Below are 19,106 nucleotides of genomic sequence, written 5' to 3'. Positions count from 1 at the left end.
ACGCAGAGCTGTTACTCCTGTTTACGCAATGGAGACGTCCAATGTCTGAATCCTTTCCGGAAAATTCGCCAGTTGTCCTGTTGATCATCGATATGATGAACGATCTGGAATTCGACGATGGTGAGGCCATGCTGCCAGGTGCAGTGGAAGCTGCCCGGTCGATTGCAAGACTCAAGAAAGAAGCCAGACAACGACAAGTCCCTGTGGTCTATGTGAACGACAATTTCGGCAAATGGCGCTCCAATTTTGCGCAGATCGTCGAACACTGTCTGAAAGACGATGTCCGTGGACAGCCACTTGTAGAGCTGCTCGAACCAGATGATCAGGACTACTTCGTCATCAAATCAAAACACTCTGGCTTTTACGGAACGACGCTCGAGATCCTGCTCCGGAACATGGGTGCCAGGCATCTGATTCTCACAGGCATCACTGCCGATATCTGCGTCCTGTTTACCGCCCAGGATGCCTACATGCGCGACTATGATATCGTAGTCCCACAGGACTGTGTGGCTTGCGTCGAAGATGGCACGAAGCGTTTCACACTCCAGCATCTAGAGCGCGCCTGCAAGGCGAAAATCGTGGATACCGACAACATGACATGGGATTTTGACAGTGAGTGAGTCCGCCAAGCGTTTCAACGACATCTACCATCACGGCTACGTCAGAACAGCTGTCGGCATACCGCAGGTCAAGGTGGCTGATCCCGAATTCAATTCCGGAAGAATCATCGATCTTGCGAGACAGGCAGACGGCCAGCAAGCGGCACTGTGTCTGTTCCCAGAACTGTGCATCAGCGCCTACACCTGTGGTGACCTCTTCCATCAGGAGGCCCTGCTCGACGGCTGCCTCATAGCGATCGAACGCATTGTCGAAGCCAGCACATCACTCATGCCTGTCCTGCTCATCGGCGCACCACTTCGCATCGAAGGTCGGCTTTTCAACTGTGCCATCGCCGTCCACCGGGGTCGCATACTCGGCGTCATCCCGAAGTCCTATTTGCCGAACTACAGGGAGTTTTATGAGAAACGCCATTTCAGTTCAGGCAGGGACTGCGGCCTTCGTGAAGTGAGACTATTCGGCGAAGTCCTGCCTTTCGGACCAGATATCATATTCGATGCGGTGGACGTGCCGAACTTTCGTCTCCATGCCGAGATATGTGAAGACGTCTGGGGGCCTATCCCACCAAGCACCTATGCGGCACTGGCGGGCGCCACTGTCCTGACCAACCTTTCGGCTAGCAACATCACCGTCGACAAGGCGCGCTATCGCTCGGATCTCTGCGCGAGACAATCGGGCGCCTGCGTGGCGGCCTATCTTTATACCGCCGCCGGCTTTGGCGAGTCGACCACAGATCTGGCCTGGGACGGCCATGCCATGATTTACGAGAACAACGACAAGCTCGGCGAAACAGAGCGCTTTCTCGATGAGGAGCAATTGCTGGTATGCGACATCGATCTGGAGCGCCTCGCTCAGGACCGAATGCGACTGACTACCTTCCAGGATGCTGTGGTTGCCCATCAGGATGAGGTGACTGCCATCAGACGGATAAGCTTCGAGTTGAAACCAGTTCGGGCCAGTTTGCCGCTCAGGCGTCAGATAGACCGCTTTCCATATGTTCCCAGCAATCCTCATAACCTGGATCAGCGCTGCTTCGAAACCTATAACATTCAGGTGCACGGTCTTGCAAAGCGGCTGAAATCGTCGGGTTTTGAAAAGCTGGTCATTGGCGTCTCAGGTGGTCTCGACTCTACTCATGCGCTTATCGTCGCTGCGCGCACGATGGACAGGCTCAAACTGCCGCGAAAAAATATTCTTGCGTACACGATGCCAGGCTTCGCCACTAGCACGAAGACGAAGAATAATGCGCACGCCCTCATGAACAGTCTGGGCGTCAGCAGCAAGGAAATTGATATTCGCCCGTCCTGCAGGCAGATGCTGGAGGATATCGACCATCCCTTCAGCCGGGGTGAAGCAGTCTATGATGTCACTTTCGAAAATGTGCAGGCCGGGGAGCGCACGTCGCATCTGTTCAGATTGGCCGGGCAGAATAATGCGATCGTGCTAGGCACCGGCGATCTGTCCGAAATTGCACTTGGATGGATGACCTACGGTGTGGGGGATCACATGTCCCATTACAACGTCAACTGCAGCGTGCCGAAAACGCTGATTCAGCATCTGATTCGATGGATAGCGGCAGGCGACGAATTCTCCGCCTCCACCAATGAGATCCTGGTATCCATCGTCGATACTGAAATATCGCCCGAACTCGTCCCGGGCGATGCTGACTCGGACGAGCCTGCGCAATTGACTGAATCCAAGGTCGGGCCCTACGAGCTGCAGGACTTCAATATGTACTACATTACCCGCTTTGGTTTCTCGCCGCCGAAAGTGGCGTTCATGGCGCTACATGCCTGGCAGGATGCCAAACAGGGTGACTGGCCGAGTACAGTGCCGGAGTCAGCCAGGAAGCAGTACACACTCGAGGAGATTCGGCATTGGCTGGAAGTATTCTGCTTCCGCTTCTTCAAGATCAGTCAGTTCAAGCGTTCTGCCCTGCCGGATGGCCCCAAGGTCGGCTCTGGCGGATCGCTCTCGCCAAGGGGCGACTGGCGGGCACCTAGCGACGGCGAGGCCACTCTCTGGTTGAAGCTGATCGAAGACATTCCAAAACATTCCTGAAAACAGGCAGCAACCCAAGCAGCCTTCAGGCTGCCCTTGCTGCAAAGGAAATATCAGCCTCGATAGGGTAATGATCTGAAAAGAAGCGCGTCTCCGGCGTCTTGAGCACACGGGCGGAGTGTACCGTCATGCCAGGACCGGACCAGAGTCTGTCCAGCCCGAATATTGGCCAGCGTGTCGGAAAAGTCGCCCCCACTGGATGCGGTGTCAGCAGGCGGTTCACATTTCGCAGAAGCTTGGAAAAAATCTGCCATTCATTGAAGTCTCCGCCCACCAGTAGTGGCGCAGCCTGCCCCATTTCGAGACGCCGGAGGTGACTACTGAGCTTCTCGAATTGTGCACTGCGTTCTATACGCTTGAGACCTTTGTGCGCGTTCAGAAGATGTAGAGGTCCGCTGGGCGTCTGCACGATGACCTCCTGTATATTGCGCGGTTGTCGCCCGGCATGAGTCACGTCAATCGTCTGATTGAAGCTGACCGGGAAGCGCGTCAAAACGGCATTCCCGTACCAACCGTGTTCACTGGCAAGAGCCGGCGAGGATACCAACTGAACAAAATGATCAGCGCAGAGATCCTTGATGTCCTGGTCGCCGTCCCGCTCCGCCGGACGAGTATCCATCTCTTGCAGAAGGACGACATCTACCTTGCGCTCAGCCAGAAATTCACCAATGCGCTTATAGCTTTGCTTACCATCTACGCCGACGCCGCTATGAATATTATAAGTGACTACTCGAATGCTCATGATGTTTTACGCTGCTGGTATAGGTTGACGAGTTTCTGAGAAGCGAATATCAGTATGATCCAGAACACGATACCTCCTGTAAGATAGCCTATATTTTGAGCTGACGGGCTGATGACGATCTGCGCTAGCGAGTCGCCCACGAAGCCTTTCGCCACCATAAGGGGTGCCATGCCCAGGAAGGTGCCCATGATGAACTGATAAAACCGGATGGAGGAGAAACCCGCCACCAGGTTGACCAGACTGAACGGTGCAATTGGGATAACACGAATCGCGGCTACCCCGATAATGCCACTGTCCCTGAACTTCCTGTCGACACGCTTGACCTTGCTACCGCCGATACGACTCAGGCTGTCGCCACCCATGGCCTGCCCTGCCCCAAATAATAGCGCGGCGCTGCACAGCGCTCCTGCCATGCCATAAATTGGCCCCCATAGGGGACCAAACACAGCGGCGACCGCTACTGACAGTACTGTCACTGGAAAAAACAGAATGCCAGCCAGGATGTAAATGCCACACACGGCCGGAAGCGCCCAATATGTCCCTCTCGTGTCCTCCAGAAAACCCTGGACAGCTTCGGCGTTCAGCCAGGACACATGTTGACTGGCGTAATAGCCCAGACCAGCCAGAAGCAATATCACTAAGGCCACGCCTCCAAAAATGAGCATTTTCTTGCTGGGGTTGCTGATCTGGGTTCGCTTTCCATTAAAGAGTGGTAAAGGGGGCACTAAGGGTTCCTCCGGATCGGAAAACGGTAGCATGAATGAACGCAGAGACTGATCCGTGAATTGCTCGTCCTCGACCTCGGACAAACCATAACGACCAGGCTGGCGACAGTGCTCTAGATTTCGCAGCGGCTTTCCTGGCTCAAGATAGCTGCTCAACTGTGCCGCTTCACAGCCGGAGTGCTCGAGCACAAGATCATTGCGAGCCTGCACGACCTGCTCTCGCTGCGCCGGGCTCCTTGCTTCAAAAACCAGGTCGCATTCTGTGTCGAGCGTCATGGATCTGTTGGAGAGATTGGAGGACCCGATGACCAGGTAACGGTCATCTATGGACATGACCTTCGAGTGAATACGCTTGGAGGTCACCTTCCCCTGATCGTCCTCGATTGAAGAGGAGGCCATGAGAATTCGCTCCGGCTCGATACCGGCCTCGAGTATCTTCTTGAAGGCGACTCGGCTGGCCCAGTAGGCTTCACGTTCAACTGCGCCTTCAGGCTCATATGAGCTCACTAGTAAGACCCGCAAGCGAGAACACTGTTTCAGTCTCTCATTCAATCGTTCGGCAATTTCCTCTCGACTGGCGAACTGGTTCTCGATGTAAATCAGATCCTCGGCCTGATCGATGAGATCCAGCAGCATGCGTCTGACTTCCTGCTGTGGCTCTACGTCATCCATAAATGGAATAGTCCGCGCAATCGCGCAGGGAATATCACGAAATAACGGCCTTACAGATGGCGGCCAACTTGCAGGCATGTCGTTGGCAGCATCATCAGCATTGCCCCTGAATGGAATGGCTTCCCTACCTGCCAGTCTTTTCCAACGCCAGCGTACTAGCTCCGCCAGATCCTGGACGATTGGACCTGCCACGACGCACTGAACATCATGGAGCGGGCCGTAAGTTCCATCTTCCTCGATTCGCTCCCCCTCATCGGGGTTGTGGTCACGGGTATCCCAGCGATGAACGGCAATATCCATCCCACCCGAAAAAGCTACTTCATCGTCAATAATCACTATCTTCTGATGCTGACTGCCGCCCATGGGGATGGTCGCATCGAGTTGGACGTGCACATTGTCAGGCGTTTTTTCGTCCCAGACCTCTTTCGCCCAGAGCTCGCGCATGCCCAGGAAGGCCAGCGACGAATCCCATCGCAGCAGATAGACCTGTAGATCAGGATTGTCTTGCGCACACTTAGCCAGCAGATCGCTGACCACCGATGGCAGGTCTGAAGCCTGTTCTTCATCCCCCCGGAGCAAACGTATTCTGCTGTCTATGTCCCAGCCAATAATGAAAATGGAATGACGGGCGCGACTGAAAGCCTCGTGCAGGGCTCGATAATAATTTTCACAGTCCACAACGGGGGCAGCAAAACTGGCACTGGTGTGGCGCCAACAATTGACATCCGGCTTGAACAACGAAGCGGTCGTCATGACATCACCAAAGGCCAGGCCCTCATGCTTGATCGAATTTCGCACTGTTTAACTGTGCAGCTGACTATCCAGCTGGTGATCAAGCAGAAATCGAGCCAATTATTTACGAATGCAGAAATGTATGGTTCCCCGAGGAGCCGAGCTCCTGCCATTCCGGGCTTTACGGGTAAAACGGCAGTAAATCCGTTTTTATTTCAGGAGCGGTAAACAGTAGCTTTACAGAAGAATTTACATTTTTCGAATACGTGTCCGTCAAATGCTTCCACTGAATCCATCGCAACCAAGGAGCATCAAATGGAATCATTTATCGAGGTTTACAGAAAATATGCGCAGTTTAGTGGTCGCGCTCGCAGGCGCGAATATTGGATGTGGGTACTTATTTATGTACTGACTCTTTTCCTGCTTATCGCTGTTGAAAAAGTGCTCGGTATTGAGTCCATACTGTATTTCGCTTTCACTGCCTTGTCTTTCATTCCAGCGTTGGCTGTTGGGGTTCGTCGTTTGCACGACACTGGTCGAAGCGGATGGTGGATGCTTCTTCTGCTTATCCCCCTTGTTGGCAGCCTCGTATTGCTGGTGTTATTTGTGCTGGATAGCCAGCCAGGCTCGAACCAGTTCGGCCCCAATCCAAAGCTGGCCCAGGCTGATGAGGGAGACAGCAGCGCGGCCAGCATTTCGTGAGTCAAAATGCGGCGTCCTGCCTAATCCAGGTATGGCGCCCGCTGGGGTTCCAGGAAAAACCGGGACAATACCGCTGCAACTTTACTGGTCGACAGTGAGCGCTGAAGGGAGTCAAGTGCCTGGGCCTGCAGCTCGTCCCCAAGTATGGCGGTACGGTCTTTAATCAACTCAGCCATGAAGGCCGAATCGAACTCTGGATGTGGCTGCAGGGTCAAAGCGTTGTGACCATAAGAAAGCCCTGCGTACCTGCAAAAGTCATTGTGCAGGAAACACTCGGCAGAAGCTGGCGCATCGATAACCTGATCCTGATGAAAAGCCATGATCGACAAGGCTTCCCCATCAGCAAACTCATAGGCCTTGGCACCAATCGACCAGCCGTCATGAAATTTTTCAACACGCCCCCCCATGGCCTGGGCGATAATCTGATGGCCGAAACAAATGCCAGCTATGGGACGATCAGCTTCGAAACAGGCGCGGATGAAAGCTTCCAATGGTGCGATCCAGGCGTGCGGCTCGTAAACGCCATGTCTCGAACCAGTAATCAGCCAGGCGTCGGCCGCCTGCGGATCCGTCGGCAAATGACCGTCGAGAATCGAATAGACTTCAAAGCTGAAATGCGTCTCTCCAAGCAGGCGGACAAACATCCCGTCATAGTCACCGAAGGTTGGAAGCAGGTCGTCAGGGACGCGACCAGGTTTGAGAATGCCTATCTTCATGAACGTTACCGCAGACCTTAGAAATGAATGATCCTCAAGTATAGCGGCTGGGGAAGAGGCAGTAACGGTCCCGATAATGTCTCGGCACTTTCATGACATCTGCTGACGATCATGCGAGCTCGTAAAATCGATGTCCGGACCTGCAGGTATGATCTGAGTCGGATTGATCATGGTATGGCTGTAATAATAATGCCCTTTGATATGGGAGAAGTTCACTGTCTCTTCGAGCCCGGGCCACTGGTAAAGCTCTCTGACATATCCCGAGAGGGCAGGAAAGTCTTCGAGACGCTGTCTGTTGCACTTGAAATGCCCGTGGTACACAGCGTCGAAGCGGATGAGCGTTGTAAACAGACGCCAGTCGGCCTCAGTGATCCGCGATCCTGCCAGATAGCGCTGTTTCGAAAGCCGTTCTTCTACGCGGTCAAGCGCAGCAAACAGCGCTAAGTAAGCATCCTCGTAGGCTGACTGCTCGGTAGCGAAACCGCAGCGATATACGCCATTGTTGATATGCTCGTAAACATCTTCGTTCACCGCATCGATGTCTCCACGAAGCGCTTCAGGATAGTAATCGTCTTGATTTCCCGTGATGTGGTTGAAAGCCGAGTTGAACATTCGAATGATCTCAGCTGACTCGTTGTTGACGATACGGCCCTGCACTTTGTCCCACAGCACCGGCACAGTGACTCTGCCCGTGTAATCCGCCTTATTGCGTGTATATAACTGATGGAGATAGTCTGCCTCGTGCAAGCGGTCACCAGTGCTGCCTTCCGAGCGATCGAAGGTCCAGCCGTGTTTGAGCATGTAGGGGCTCACAACCGAGACGTCGATATGGTTTTCCAGCGCCTTCAATTTGCGGAAAATGAGGGTTCGATGCGCCCAGGGGCAGGCCAGCGATACATAGAGATGATAGCGGCCTGACTCGGCAGGGAAGCCCTGCTCGTCTGCTTCCGCGCCTACCCAGTTCCTCAGTTGTGCCGCTTCACGTTTGAACTCACCGTCACTGGTGTCGTACCAGGTATCCTGCCACTCACCATTCTTCAACAATCCCATGTAACACTCCGCATGTTTCGAGGTTTACTTGAGTTACGTCCCGAAGAGTGGTTTAGGGCAGATGGCGTTTACAGGCGAACACGCTCAGCATTGCCGACGTAGCTGAAACGACCTGGGGTACAGGTCAGCAGAATGATCTGGGAATGTGCCCCACAGTAGGCCAGAGCAGCGCCCATTGTTTCGAGCCGACTGGGGTCTGAAAAGCCCAGCGCATCGTCGATAATGACGGGCACGCCACCATGTCTCGAAACAATTTTGGCCGCAGCCAGTCGCGTAAGGATGCCCAACTGTTCCTTCGCCCCCACACTGAGCGCTTCAAAAGGGATGGTCCGGCCATTACGCGTGCATGACGATAGTGACCAGTCGTCGGCGAGTGCAATCTCGAAGTCTGCGCCAAACACAATACGCCCCAGCATTTCGATACCTTCCTTCAAAGGCCGCAAGTAGGCTTTTCGGGTGGCGTCGCGGTGTTGATTGATACACTCCCACAATCGCTTAGCAGCGGCTGCACGCCGCTTTTCGGCCGCCACACTTCGCTTGAGTTCAATAAGCTTGCGCTGCGCTTCGTCCAGCCTTTCCTGGCGACCGTCGGCCTGCGCCTTTTCAAGCCGATCGTCAAGAATGGCTCGTCTTTTTACCTGCTCAAGCAATTCATTCTGCAGCCGATCACAGCTCGCCCGAGCATTCAGCAACAAGGCTTCCACCGATTCTACCGAGCACTCGGCCAGCTGTTTTTCCAGTGAACGAAGTTTTGCTTCGACAGCCTCCTTTTCCCTGGCGCGCGCCTGCAGCCGTGAGCGAAGCGATTCACTGGATTCCGCCAGTTCACTCGCAGACAGTTCAGCACGACGCCGCTGTAGATCGGCTTCGAGCCCTTCTACCGCCTGCGAAGCGACACGCTGGTCAGCATGCACCTGCTCAAAGTCAGCGCGCGCCGCCTCATGATCCGACTGGGCAAGCTCGAGCGCCTGTTCGATTTCTCTCATCTTCTGGTCGTGCCGCTTAACATGCAAACGAGCCTGTGAGAGATCGCCGGGAAGCGCCTCCTCAGTCTCCCGCTCATTCACATATTGCGCGCAGTTGGCCCGCTTTTGAGCGACTCGCGCCTCCAGCTCCGCTTCATCATCGTCTCCCAGCAAGGCTTTACGCCTGTCACTCAAGGTTCCGAGCGTATGGCTAGCCTGTAATCGTCGAGCATCGGCGGCGAAAGCTTCGGCAAGTGTGTCCACGCCGCAGCGTTTCAGCGCTGTCGTCACATTGGCCCTGGCTTCGAGAAACTTCTCTTCGAGCTCGGCCGATGTCTGCGAGGGCACGATTCGAAGCCTTGCGAGGCCTGGAATAGTGATCGACAAGGCTGCCAGGGCATGCCGTGTCTCCAGGGCTCCGCTTCGCACATCCAGTGGCTCACCATCTATTTCGAGAGTGAAATCCTTCAGCGCCGATACTTCGACAAGGGTAGCTGCAAGGTCACGCTGGCCGCGCGCCAGCTGCAATTGGCGCTCGGCTTCTTGCAGAACATCCAGTCTTTCGGCGTTGACGCTAATTCCGTTCAAAACTGCACGCTCCGCAGCCATCTGTTCGCTGAGTGCGAGACATTGCTGCTGCCGCTGTTCTTCCCGTTCCAGCTCGGCAAGCTGATCCAGATAACGCTCATCGGCCCGAGCGATGGCCAGCCGACTACGCGCTTCCTTCAACTGCCCCTTCAGTTCACGCAGTCTGAGATCGGCGGCTTCATTCCTAGCCCGGGTCTGTTCGAGTCTGGATGAAAATATAGTCACTTCGCGTCGCTTGTTTTCGAGCGCGCCTAGATCCTGGTCGCACTGTTCAGTCGCTCGCATCCGTCGCAGTTCTTCATCGCGGACAACTTCCCAGAGCTGCTGAGCTGTGGCAAGGTCTGCCCGCGCGGCCTTGCCCTGCTGCTCAATCGAGCTGACGGCCTCCCACTCTGCCTGCCGTTTCGCCAAGGCACCTTGCAGTTCGGGACCAGCGCTTTCCAGCCGCTGGATTTCAGCGATACACCGTTCATGATCCGCCGTATCGGTAATGACCTCAGTCAGCGCCGTCTTGGCCTGGTCGACGGCTGATTCGAGCACCTCCACTTCATTGTCGAGTTTTGCGAGCCGGGGCTTGCCAGTCTTCAGCGAGAAATACTGCTCGTATTCAGCCTGAACCCGCTCGAAGACGCCCGCATCATCCTGTTCGCTGGCGGCACTCCCGACTGCCTCATCCAGCGCTCGTGCCAGACCGGCAGACTCGGACAGACCAGCGCCCCTGATCTCTTTACCCTGCTCCACCAGCAGCGCATTCCAGAGACTCATGTCTATGGTCGAGGCCAGCATAAGCTCTGCTCGTTCATGGGCCTCTCGACCGGTGAGCTGAGCGGGCTCAGGCTTCAGAATGCGAAGCGTAGTCTGCGCTTTTCTGTTGTAAGTCTTTGCGTAGACGAAATGGTACTGCCCAGTGACGACTTCTGCTTCAACTCGACTACCGACATCTTCGCCCACAGGCTGAATGGCTTTGACACTTTTCTTGTTCGATGAATCGAGCTCTGCGAACAAGGTGCGTAGCGCTTCGATCAATGTCGACTTGCCAATCTCGTTGGGGCCTTCGATGAGCGTCACGCCGTCCGAAAAATCGATATTCCTGACAACCACGCCCCGCCAGTTCTCGAGTGAGAGTCTGAGCAGCTTCATCGCCTGATCACCCCCGATTGCTGACCGCTGAGGCGATAGAACAGACGAAGTGCATCTTCGGCCACTGGATCGCTATGCGCCGCCCGCTGAAGGTCTCTCCAGGCTTCCAACGCATAACCCGTCAGTGCAAGACTGTCTTCGTCGAGTTCGTCAGGCACAATGGTCAGGCTCGAAGTTCGCTCACGACGGCTCAGGCTGGCAAACAGTTCAGCCTGAGTATCGAAGAGCTGATCAAGCTCAGCAGCGCAATGGAGACTGATGGTGCCCGTCAGACCAATTTTCAAAGCTGTTCGATCTTTTGCCCGCAGGCTCGACATCCACTCAGCAAGCAATTTCAGGTCCTCAGCACCATTGAGATGACGATGTTCTGCAATGAAGTGCCAGTCGCCGACATTCAGCACATCAACCTTACACTCGGCCTCGCTGAGGTCGACAAGGAGTGCCTTATTGGGATCGACCTCATCGAAAGCGGTGGCTACCGGCGCACCTGAGTACCATATTCGTCCACTGCTGCCGACCGAAGTCACTGAGTGACGATCGCCGAGGGCGAGATAATGGATGCGGCCATCCTGCACGGCCGCTTCAGCAGCAGAGAGACTGATGATTTCGGGCCGGGTGGCATCGGGCGACAATGTGTTCACCTGGCCGTGCGCGACGCCCACTCTGAGCGCAGTATCAGAAGGCTCAAGCCTGCTCAGAAGCCGGGCGCACAGATCCGTGCTGGGATGTTTCGTCCGCCAGGGTGCACCCACGACCTCAACATCTGAAAGGCCAGGTACTGGAACAGGTTCGTCGTCTTTCAGCACGACAATGTGAGGTGCCGCCGAAAGAAACTCCGGCGTCAAAAAGATCGAGCTCCCATCCAGCGGATCATGATTGCCCGGCAGAAGGAATACTGGCACGGGAAGGGACTTCAAAGCCTCGAGTGCCCGTAGCACCGTAGTACGAGACAACTGATTTGACTCGAATACGTCACCCGCCACCACGATAAAGTCCGCAGAATGGGAGGTGGCGAGCACACCTAGTTGTTCTATGGCGTCGATCCTGGACTGGCTGAATCGCGCGGCGGCCTCCTCGGTGAAGAAGGCCCTGGTCATGCCAAGTTGCCAGTCGGAAGAGTGTATGAAACGGGCTGTCCTGTGCATCGCGGTCCTGTAAGGGCTGATCTGAAGTCAGCTCAGGTTGACAGCAGACCGACGCGGAGGCAAATCAGTCAGCAACCACTCTGTGTCTGGGGCAGGCCGAGCTGCGTAAAAATATCGGTGCCCTCGGCAAACGACAGTTTAACCTTGGTGCCCTTCTGGATACGTCCATCGATCTGAGTGCCATCGAGCTCAACGAAACTGTATTTGTTAGACAGCGTGGTACAGACGATTTCACCACTTGTAATCGTAAACTCCTCGTCTATCCCGGCAATATTCTGTACCTCGATAAATTCAGCTGTCGCCCCGACTACCGCACCCGCAGAGGGACTTATGGAAGTGCGGAAATAGTACTTGTTGTTCTTTGCGTCATGATGCGCCATGACCACAGAACCTGAGGCTGCCATGAGACTCTTGACCCGGTGACTCTCGGCTTTCATCGTCTTGTTCAGTGTCTCGGAGAACAGGTTCTGCGCCTGGGTTGGATTGAAATCAGGGCAGCCATTATAGGTGGCAGGTAAAGTGGACGAGTCAGTACCACTGAACGCTACGGATTCTATTTTCTGCACAGGGTTGACGGTGTAGAAATTGAGTGCCCCTTCAACAAGGGCGTTGTAGGTACACTCGGCAGGCCCTTTGACGAACTTGCCTTTCTTGAAATCGTAGTTGAGTGGTTCGGGATCATAACTGGTCGTGATTGTCGCTGTCGTCAACTCTCCGGAGATAGCCAAGTTAGCCGCCTTTGGGGAGGTATATTCAGACCTGCCTTCCATTTCAATGCGTTTGAACTCATCTTCCAGCTTCGTTCTGAGCTGGCGTTCTATTCTCACACGCTCTGCCCCACTCTCAGTGATGATTCGGCCCAGTGTACCGAACAGGGTCTTGTGCAGATTTGGAGCCAGCGTCGAATCGAAATCACTCTTGATATCGGTGACGATAACCCGGAAATTATCAGTGTCCTGCGCCTTGGTACCTGGCGCCTCCTCAAGCTCGACAATAGGCATCATCTGAACGGCAACCTTGTCGCCCCTCATGGTCTTGCAGCCAACCAGACTGCCGATCAGCACGAAGCTCATGGCAGCACACAACACTGAACGTAGATTCAATTTCATTGTCCCTTCCCTCTGAATTATTCTTTAAAGTCCTAAGGCCTGCAGCAGTCCCTGCTCGGAGAAGGTCTGTGCAAGTTTATGATTGGCCTGCTCGAGTGCAGCCTGCCGGCTTGTTCTGGAAGCACCAGATACCACATGGTTTGATGTGGCAATCACAGCCCCTTTGTCGTCTATGGCTTGAATATCGACCAGCATCTTGACCATCTGATCGCCGAACACTTCCTGATAGGTGACGTCGCTGCGAATCGCAATCACCGACTTGCCCTGCCGGTTGCTCCCCTGCTCCAGAATGAGCTTGCTGGCACTGAGCAGGCCCTTGAGCTGATTGGCAAATACAGCGGTATTCTGATCGTGCTCGAGTCTGACCCGAAGCGCTTGCTGAGCGTTATCAAGCATCTGCTGACGCTGTCGGGACGAGCTCTGCAGCGTAGTGACATCGAGTCCAGGATTGAGGGCCTTTAGGGTCAGCTGATATTGCTGCGCGCGATCCAGTTTCTTCTGGAGATCGGGCAGCCGACGGACTTTGGCCAGCGAGGACCGTTTTGAAAAATCAGCAAAATCGGCGCTCAGCTCAGCCTCTATCTGAGCACTTTTCGCGTTGAGCCGATCAGCCATCGTTTTCCTGTCCACCTTGACCAGTACCCAGTATCGACCACCCTGTACGGCCGTTTCGACGACATCGAAATCACTGAATTCCGTGCTGGCCACGGTGGCCTGAATGTCCTCCTGCAGCGACTCCGACGTCTGCCCGGCCCTCATGCTGAGCGAGGTCTCCGTCTGCGCCTGAATAAACGTACCCAGCTTACCTGCGATTTCCGCCAGCGCTGCCTTCTTGGCCTGGTCCAGCGTCGATCGTTCGCCAACGCCATACATGGCCGACACCGAGTCGGATGGAGGTGCCAGAGCCCACTGCGGCACCTCGTTGGTCTGCACAGGCTGCGACGTCAAGGCACTCTGATTGTTGAGTGAGTTCGCCGAGGGATACACTGGTGGTACTGACTTGCACCCGGCGAGCGTGAGCGTCAGAGACAGCAACAGGATTAAAAGGCAGGTCGAAAAACTGGAGAGCATCGGGGGCACCCTGGGGTTACTGGTCATCTGATCTGGATCCATTCGTCATGGCGGCAGCTGTCTCACGTGAGTCATACAACGAGTCATCGGAAAGCAGTCGGTGGCGAAGCGCGCTGTCTTCTGTCGAGGCCCCCTCGCCCCCCAGCAGCCAGTGGTTGGACACCTGAGTCGTCAGTTTATTCAGTGCCAGCATGGTCTGATTGGCGGAACTCAGCACACTCGGCATTGCCTCAAGTGTGGGCTGCAAGGCCTGCATAGATTGCTCCGCGCTCATCATGAAACGGTCGGAGGTGAGCATGAGTGTCGCCGCGGGCTCCGCGAAACTGTTGATGGCCACATCCAGATTATCGAGACTGCTGTCGAAGGATCCCAGAGTATGATTTACCGATTTCAGTAGTGCGGGAATGTCTTCGGCGATGACCACCAGCTCTCCGGTGAAAGCCGACATGTTAGCCAGAGCGACAGAGACCTCGGTCTGTTGAGCAGCCAGATTGCTTGTGATTGTTTCGAGATTGGCCACAATGGTCTGGATCTGCGTTGCCAGCTCCTCCAGCTTCATCTCGTCCATGATCTGATCAATACTCTTGGGCTCGACGATCGCGATCGAACCACCATTGTCGAGCAACTGATCCGAAGTCCCTGGAATCAACTCCAGACTCGAACCCGAAAGGACTGTATCAAGGCCAAGTGCGCTGCTTACCTGAAGTTTGCTGTCGATTTTGAGCAACTGGGCGTACTGGTCGTCGATGAGGGTGTCGATCTCGACGCGGGCGTCCTTGCGAAGACGTACGTCGCCCACCTGTCCTATCGTGACACCAGACAACTCTATCAGCGTGCCGGGCTTGACCCCAAAGGAGTTGGATAACAAGGATTCCAGTTGTATCCAGCCAAGCTTCTGACTCTGCGAGTAGGTCTGCTGCAACAGTAGGTAAAGAGCAATGCCACAGGCCACTACTATGAAGAGCCCTAGCGTCCGGTCCTGCCGGCGTAGCTCGGCGACTGCATTCGATTTCGCTGTCATGTCCGCTCCACCACTGTTCTGTCTTTAATCAGCAGATGCCGGTCCGCAAAGCCATCTTCATCACCCGAGGTAGTCACCATGACGACTGTCTTGTTTCGGGCCGCCTGCGCCTGTAATTGCGCCACTACCTTGCTGTACATCACTTGCGACATCCCTGTCTGTAATTCATCGATGAGTAGCACATCTGCATCAATCGCAAATGCTCTTGCGAGGTTCACCAGGCGTTGCTGAACGTCGTTGAGCTCGTGCGGTTCTGCATGGGTCAGGTGCGCAATCCCCAGTTGCGTCATAGCCCGCTGCACGCGCTCTTCGACCTCGTCTTCGTCGCAGATCCCATGGTACCGAAGCGGGATTGCAATATTGTTGTAAACAGTAAAGAGACTTACGAGCCCGCCCGCTTCGAAACAATAACTGATGGCCTGGAAGCGACAGTCGACAGGCATTTGGTGTACCGACTGCGTTTTCCAGCTGATCTCGCCACCCTGCACGGGCAAAATGCCTGCGCAGCATTTCAGCAGTGTTGAACTGCCATCGAGCACACCACCCTTTCGAATGCTGGTAATCAGTCCAGCATCGAACTGGCAGTCGAGGCCCTCGAATAAGGGCGTCGATCCGGCACCTACCTGAACGCCCCTGAGCTCCAGCATCTCAGTACACCAGTACCGACAGACCAATGCTGATGCAGAAATAGGCAATCAGCAGTGCAGTGGTGCTGCTCGAGATAGCTCTGGAAATATCGGTGAAGCGGCCGCCGACTCGCCAGCCCGAATGCAGGCTTACGAGGGCTATGACGACGCCGCCAAGCATCGCCTTCAGCGCTGTCACCAGCAGTTCGCCTCCCGTCAGTCGATCAGTCACTGCCGAAATCAGCAGGCTCAGCGTCCAGCCCGAATCTGCAAGAAAATACAGATAGGCCCAGGCCGAGATCAGACACACGAAATTGAAATAGACCAACATCAGCAAGAGCGATATCGGGAAGGCAAAGAAGACCGGCAGGATGAACAGAAAAACCGGATCAATACCCTGAGCCCGCAGGACATCAAATTCGTTATTCAGCCTGAGATAGCCAATCTCAGCTGTAGCCGCCGTCGCCGAGCGCGCTATCAGAATGATTCCCGACAGCATCGGCGCCAATTCCCTGACCACCACGACCACAAAAAGATCTGCGGCGTTCCCGATCTTCGGCATGTAGCCAAACAGCTGGTCAGCAAGCCCTATCCCCAATAACACGGCAATGGCGCAGTTCACATAAGCCGCCCTGAAGCCGGTGTTATACAGCTGCCGCCTGAACTGGGTCAGAAAAACATCCCTTCTTGCACCAGCAGACAGTTTCGGTAACTGTTTCAATGTCAGCGCGAACAGTCCCAGAACATCGCCAAAGAAGCTGATGGTGCGGCGGGTGTGGCCCCCGATTGCCTCGATCACTGCTGCGAACCCTTCAAAGCCAACCACTGAGCAATCACCGTTATCCGGGAGGGCTCACCACTTTGCCTGGCCGACAGAAGCGCTCGCTGGGCAAGCTCGAGCGCGGCAGCTGGTGATGTCTCGAGCGTCGCGGCGAGAAACAGTGAATCTGTTACGCCATACACGTCAGCAGCGAGGCGATAGTGCTTCAAGGCCTCGATGACCAGCGCCTTGTCACCATTATGTTTGCCGAGTCGGTATAGAACGAAGGCACGTGCGGCGTTCTCGGCTCGAGAGGCGTTGGCTGGCTGCTCGTACGCTGCCAATGCCTGTGTTGCCGCAGCATGGTCGTTCAGCAACACATGTATTACGGCCGTTTCAAGTGCATTCTGCGCATGTGGCATGGCTGAAAGAATGATGTCGCGGTCCTGAGTCAGCTGTCCAAGTTGCAAAGACGATTCATACATCGCATGGGTCGAATTCGTGTGAGGAGCCAGCTCGAAGGCCTGCCGGGAATACGCCGCCCCCGTCTCGACTTCCCTTTGAGCGATATGCCAATTAGCCAGTGCTGCTGAAGCCGCCCAGCGACCGGGCCGGTCATCGAGTGCCTCAAAGACACCAAGTGCACTCCTGAGATCGGCACGAGCCGCGTCGTCCTTGCGGCCTTCCGCATTCTGCACAAGCTGGAAGGCAGCTTCTGCTTCAGATGAGCGGACTGGGGCTTTGTGCTCAACGCTGCCGCATCCTGCCAGAAACAGTGACAGTACTATGAGCAGAATCGAAGTCCTCATCATGGGACTACAAAATGTCGCTGTATCACCTCATCACCACGATGAAGCTTGTAACTCAGACCGTCGTCATCGAGTACGACATCGTCGAAATAGCCATTGGCAGCCGCATCGCCATGCAGCAGGGTAATGTTCAGACCTTGTGGCTCATCATTGATCTGCAGCAGCGAAATCTGAAATTCGCCACTTCGCTGATGTTCGACCAGCAGCAAATTTTGCCTCGTGCTGACATCGATGATCCTGTCGGTATCCAGCGGCGCAGTGATCGCCCGGACCTGATCGGACCCACTGATCTGAAACCATTGCTGATCCGGACTGGTCGCTGTATAGCAAAGCCGCCCGGGGAGCGCGGCATGAGTATCGATACATCTCATGGACTGGCCTAACTGAGTGGCCGCTGCTGTAGACGGTTCGGATGCCGTTCCGGCAGTGTCCTGGCTTGCCTTTCTCGGCAATGGCACACCTTGCTGAGAAAGCACAGGTCCGTGGCCGTCGTGCTCACCAGTCCTGGGCGTGCCGGTATAGAGGCTGGTGACCAGCACACCCAAAGCCAATCCAAATGCCGCGCTCAGCGCCGGGTTGTACCAGAATCCCGATAGCAGACGCTGCAGCTTCTGCCCCATACTTTCATTGGCGGTGGAGTTGAGAGGCCGAGCCGGCTTGGCCGTGGAAGGGTTTCGGTGCAGGCTGCCTTCACCCGCATGCTTCTCCATGAACCTCGAAAAGGTCAACCACCTGGCGTAAGTTTCAGAGTCACGCATAAGTACCGACATCGCCTCAGCTCGATCCGCCGCCTTTGTCGATGGATCGGACAGCTGCTCATACAGCTTCAGAATCGCCTCGTCGCTAGGCCGTGAATCCTCAGGAACGCCGCCGGCCCTGGCTTTGGCTGCTTCTGCAAGCATGCGTCCGAGCAGGCGTTCAGGGTATTCAGATGTCTTTTTGTCGTTCGCCATGGGTGATTACTTTTTCAAAAGCTGGCTGAAATTTCCGCGCCTGCAAGCTGGCTCATCATGCCCCCACCAGGTTCGGCTCGATACCGCGCCTTGTGAGTTGCTGTCTAGCTCGCTCAAGCGCTTTCTGTGTAAGACGGACAGGCGCCTGCTTTGGTAGCCCAAGCGCACGAGCGATGGCAGAAAAACTCAGGCCATCGCAGAAATGCATTCGAAGCACAAGGGCTTCCTCCTGGCTCAGTTCCAGGCCCGTTACGGCATCCACCACCCGCTGGGGATCGGAGATTGACAGTTTGTCTGCATCAACAGAGTCGTCCTCCTGCTTCAGGAGTTCGTGCGCAAAATACAGCATATCGTCCTCCATGACCGGCTCATCAACGCTGGCAGCTTCAACCAGCCGCACAACCGACTCGCTGTCATCCATCGAGTCAACCCGATTACTCACGCCACACCAGGGCAGCCTTGTCCGGATTTCCCGGATAGCATCCAGCACTATGTGTCTATCGCCATCGACAAGGGCGAGATGTCGGTCGACCACTGACTCAGGGGCCTGGCGATCCTGGCAAAGCGATTTCCACAAGGCCATCCAGAGAATGCCCTTGCGCTTCAGCCAGACTGGCGGCCGCTGTCGGCCATAGACCTTGCGTGCATAATCGAGAATGAGATTGGTGCTGAGGGTGTAGAGGAAGGTTTCTGGCGCACTCCCACCCTTGAAGCTCTTGCACCTTTTCCAGTCGTCGTCAGAGAGAGAGGAGATGGTATAGGTAACAGCCTCTTCGACTGTCGCCTCATCCGGGATACTTGATCTTGCGAGGGTTTCTACTCGCTGAAAGAATCGCTCGCTGAACACGAGCTCTGGCCAATTGATTGTCATTTCTGAGGATTCCGTTCCCAACAGCAGACA

Annotated in this window: 17 protein-coding genes; 3 read left to right on the top strand and 14 right to left on the bottom strand. The window is 55.2% G+C overall.

Annotation, left to right across the window (positions count from 1 at the left end; genetic code table 11):
* The first annotated feature begins 41 nt into the window (after positions 1-41).
* Positions 42-620: a cysteine hydrolase family protein gene (locus ABD735_RS01790; protein ID WP_344802679.1), complete on the top strand. Its 579-nt coding sequence runs from the start codon at positions 42-44 to the stop codon at positions 618-620.
* Positions 613-2,679: an NAD(+) synthase gene (locus ABD735_RS01785; RefSeq protein ID WP_344802677.1), complete on the top strand. Its 2,067-nt coding sequence runs from the start codon at positions 613-615 to the stop codon at positions 2,677-2,679. The genes ABD735_RS01790 and ABD735_RS01785 overlap by 8 nt, the downstream gene beginning before the upstream one ends.
* Positions 2,680-2,704: 25 nt before the next feature.
* On the opposite strand, the gene ABD735_RS01780 is transcribed toward ABD735_RS01785, so the two are convergent.
* The gene (locus ABD735_RS01780; RefSeq protein WP_344802675.1) at positions 2,705-3,421 is read right to left on the bottom strand and encodes an endonuclease/exonuclease/phosphatase family protein; all 717 of its coding nucleotides are present in this window, start codon (positions 3,419-3,421) and stop codon (positions 2,705-2,707) included.
* Positions 3,418-5,616 (bottom strand): VTT domain-containing protein, encoded by a 2,199-nt coding sequence (locus ABD735_RS01775; RefSeq protein WP_344802673.1) that lies wholly within the window; start codon positions 5,614-5,616, stop codon positions 3,418-3,420. Before ABD735_RS01775 ends, ABD735_RS01780 begins: the two co-directional genes overlap by 4 nt.
* Positions 5,617-5,865: 249 nt before the next feature.
* Between ABD735_RS01775 and ABD735_RS01770 the strand changes: the two genes are divergently transcribed.
* Complete coding sequence (locus tag ABD735_RS01770; protein ID WP_344802671.1) at positions 5,866-6,252, top strand: DUF805 domain-containing protein; 387 nt, start codon at positions 5,866-5,868, stop codon at positions 6,250-6,252.
* Positions 6,253-6,272: 20 nt separating this feature from the next.
* Here the strand turns inward: ABD735_RS01770 and ABD735_RS01765 are convergent, their stop codons facing one another.
* The 12 genes from ABD735_RS01765 to ABD735_RS01710 all read right to left on the bottom strand — a co-directional run bounded on the left by ABD735_RS01765 (position 6,273) and on the right by ABD735_RS01710 (position 19,076).
* Entirely contained in the window at positions 6,273-6,968 is a 696-nt protein-coding gene (locus ABD735_RS01765; protein WP_344802669.1) for a type 1 glutamine amidotransferase, read from the bottom strand.
* A gap of 90 nt (positions 6,969-7,058) precedes the next feature.
* Positions 7,059-8,018, bottom strand: coding sequence for a glutathione S-transferase family protein (locus ABD735_RS01760; protein ID WP_344802667.1), 960 nt, complete (start codon positions 8,016-8,018; stop codon positions 7,059-7,061).
* A 68-nt stretch (positions 8,019-8,086) separates the two neighbouring features.
* Complete coding sequence (locus ABD735_RS01755; RefSeq protein WP_344802665.1) at positions 8,087-10,711, bottom strand: AAA family ATPase; 2,625 nt, start codon at positions 10,709-10,711, stop codon at positions 8,087-8,089.
* Complete coding sequence (locus tag ABD735_RS01750; RefSeq protein WP_344802663.1) at positions 10,708-11,856, bottom strand: metallophosphoesterase family protein; 1,149 nt, start codon at positions 11,854-11,856, stop codon at positions 10,708-10,710. The genes ABD735_RS01755 and ABD735_RS01750 overlap by 4 nt, the downstream gene beginning before the upstream one ends.
* Positions 11,857-11,924: 68 nt before the next feature.
* A complete protein-coding gene (locus ABD735_RS01745; RefSeq protein ID WP_344802661.1) occupies positions 11,925-12,965 on the bottom strand; it encodes a hypothetical protein in 1,041 nt (346 codons plus the stop codon).
* Positions 12,966-12,989: 24 nt separating this feature from the next.
* Positions 12,990-14,063: an LPP20 family lipoprotein gene (locus ABD735_RS01740; RefSeq protein ID WP_344802659.1), complete on the bottom strand. Its 1,074-nt coding sequence runs from the start codon at positions 14,061-14,063 to the stop codon at positions 12,990-12,992.
* Positions 14,053-15,057, bottom strand: a complete 1,005-nt coding sequence (locus ABD735_RS01735; protein ID WP_344802657.1) for an MlaD family protein — start codon at positions 15,055-15,057, stop codon at positions 14,053-14,055. Before ABD735_RS01735 ends, ABD735_RS01740 begins: the two co-directional genes overlap by 11 nt.
* Positions 15,054-15,704 carry an ABC transporter ATP-binding protein gene (locus ABD735_RS01730; protein ID WP_344802655.1) on the bottom strand — a complete coding sequence of 217 codons (651 nt, stop codon included), beginning with the start codon at positions 15,702-15,704 and terminating at the stop codon, positions 15,054-15,056. Before ABD735_RS01730 ends, ABD735_RS01735 begins: the two co-directional genes overlap by 4 nt.
* 1 nt (position 15,705) lies before the next feature.
* The gene (locus ABD735_RS01725) at positions 15,706-16,482 is read right to left on the bottom strand and encodes an MlaE family ABC transporter permease (RefSeq protein WP_344802654.1); all 777 of its coding nucleotides are present in this window, start codon (positions 16,480-16,482) and stop codon (positions 15,706-15,708) included.
* Entirely contained in the window at positions 16,479-17,255 is a 777-nt protein-coding gene (locus ABD735_RS01720) for a hypothetical protein (RefSeq protein WP_344802652.1), read from the bottom strand. The genes ABD735_RS01725 and ABD735_RS01720 overlap by 4 nt, the downstream gene beginning before the upstream one ends.
* A complete protein-coding gene (locus tag ABD735_RS01715; RefSeq protein WP_344802650.1) occupies positions 17,252-18,205 on the bottom strand; it encodes a hypothetical protein in 954 nt (317 codons plus the stop codon). Before ABD735_RS01715 ends, ABD735_RS01720 begins: the two co-directional genes overlap by 4 nt.
* Positions 18,206-18,260: 55 nt before the next feature.
* Entirely contained in the window at positions 18,261-19,076 is an 816-nt protein-coding gene (locus ABD735_RS01710; RefSeq protein ID WP_344802648.1) for an RNA polymerase sigma factor, read from the bottom strand.
* Positions 19,077-19,106: the final 30 nt, after the last annotated feature.

The sequence above is a fragment of the Allohahella marinimesophila genome, assembly GCF_039538005.1.
Lineage (GTDB): Bacteria > Pseudomonadota > Gammaproteobacteria > Pseudomonadales > Oleiphilaceae > Allohahella > Allohahella marinimesophila.
This window is presented reverse-complemented; position numbering and strand designations above follow the sequence as displayed.

What these genes read in the sequence shown, in the direction of transcription:
- ABD735_RS01790 (WP_344802679.1), top strand. Translation starts at nt 42, where the DNA reads ATGTCTGAATCCTTTCCGGAAAATTCGCCAGTTGTCCTGTTGATCATC.
- ABD735_RS01780 (WP_344802675.1), bottom strand. Translation starts at nt 3,421, where the DNA reads ATGAGCATTCGAGTAGTCACTTATAATATTCATAGCGGCGTCGGCGTA.
- ABD735_RS01770 (WP_344802671.1), top strand. Translation starts at nt 5,866, where the DNA reads ATGGAATCATTTATCGAGGTTTACAGAAAATATGCGCAGTTTAGTGGT.
- ABD735_RS01765 (WP_344802669.1), bottom strand. Translation starts at nt 6,968, where the DNA reads ATGAAGATAGGCATTCTCAAACCTGGTCGCGTCCCTGACGACCTGCTT.
- ABD735_RS01760 (WP_344802667.1), bottom strand. Translation starts at nt 8,018, where the DNA reads ATGGGATTGTTGAAGAATGGTGAGTGGCAGGATACCTGGTACGACACC.
- ABD735_RS01755 (WP_344802665.1), bottom strand. Translation starts at nt 10,711, where the DNA reads ATGAAGCTGCTCAGACTCTCACTCGAGAACTGGCGGGGCGTGGTTGTC.
- ABD735_RS01750 (WP_344802663.1), bottom strand. Translation starts at nt 11,856, where the DNA reads ATGCACAGGACAGCCCGTTTCATACACTCTTCCGACTGGCAACTTGGC.
- ABD735_RS01745 (WP_344802661.1), bottom strand. Translation starts at nt 12,965, where the DNA reads ATGAAATTGAATCTACGTTCAGTGTTGTGTGCTGCCATGAGCTTCGTG.
- ABD735_RS01740 (WP_344802659.1), bottom strand. Translation starts at nt 14,063, where the DNA reads ATGACCAGTAACCCCAGGGTGCCCCCGATGCTCTCCAGTTTTTCGACC.
- ABD735_RS01735 (WP_344802657.1), bottom strand. Translation starts at nt 15,057, where the DNA reads ATGACAGCGAAATCGAATGCAGTCGCCGAGCTACGCCGGCAGGACCGG.
- ABD735_RS01730 (WP_344802655.1), bottom strand. Translation starts at nt 15,704, where the DNA reads ATGCTGGAGCTCAGGGGCGTTCAGGTAGGTGCCGGATCGACGCCCTTA.
- ABD735_RS01720 (WP_344802652.1), bottom strand. Translation starts at nt 17,255, where the DNA reads ATGATGAGGACTTCGATTCTGCTCATAGTACTGTCACTGTTTCTGGCA.
- ABD735_RS01715 (WP_344802650.1), bottom strand. Translation starts at nt 18,205, where the DNA reads ATGGCGAACGACAAAAAGACATCTGAATACCCTGAACGCCTGCTCGGA.
- ABD735_RS01710 (WP_344802648.1), bottom strand. Translation starts at nt 19,076, where the DNA reads ATGACAATCAATTGGCCAGAGCTCGTGTTCAGCGAGCGATTCTTTCAG.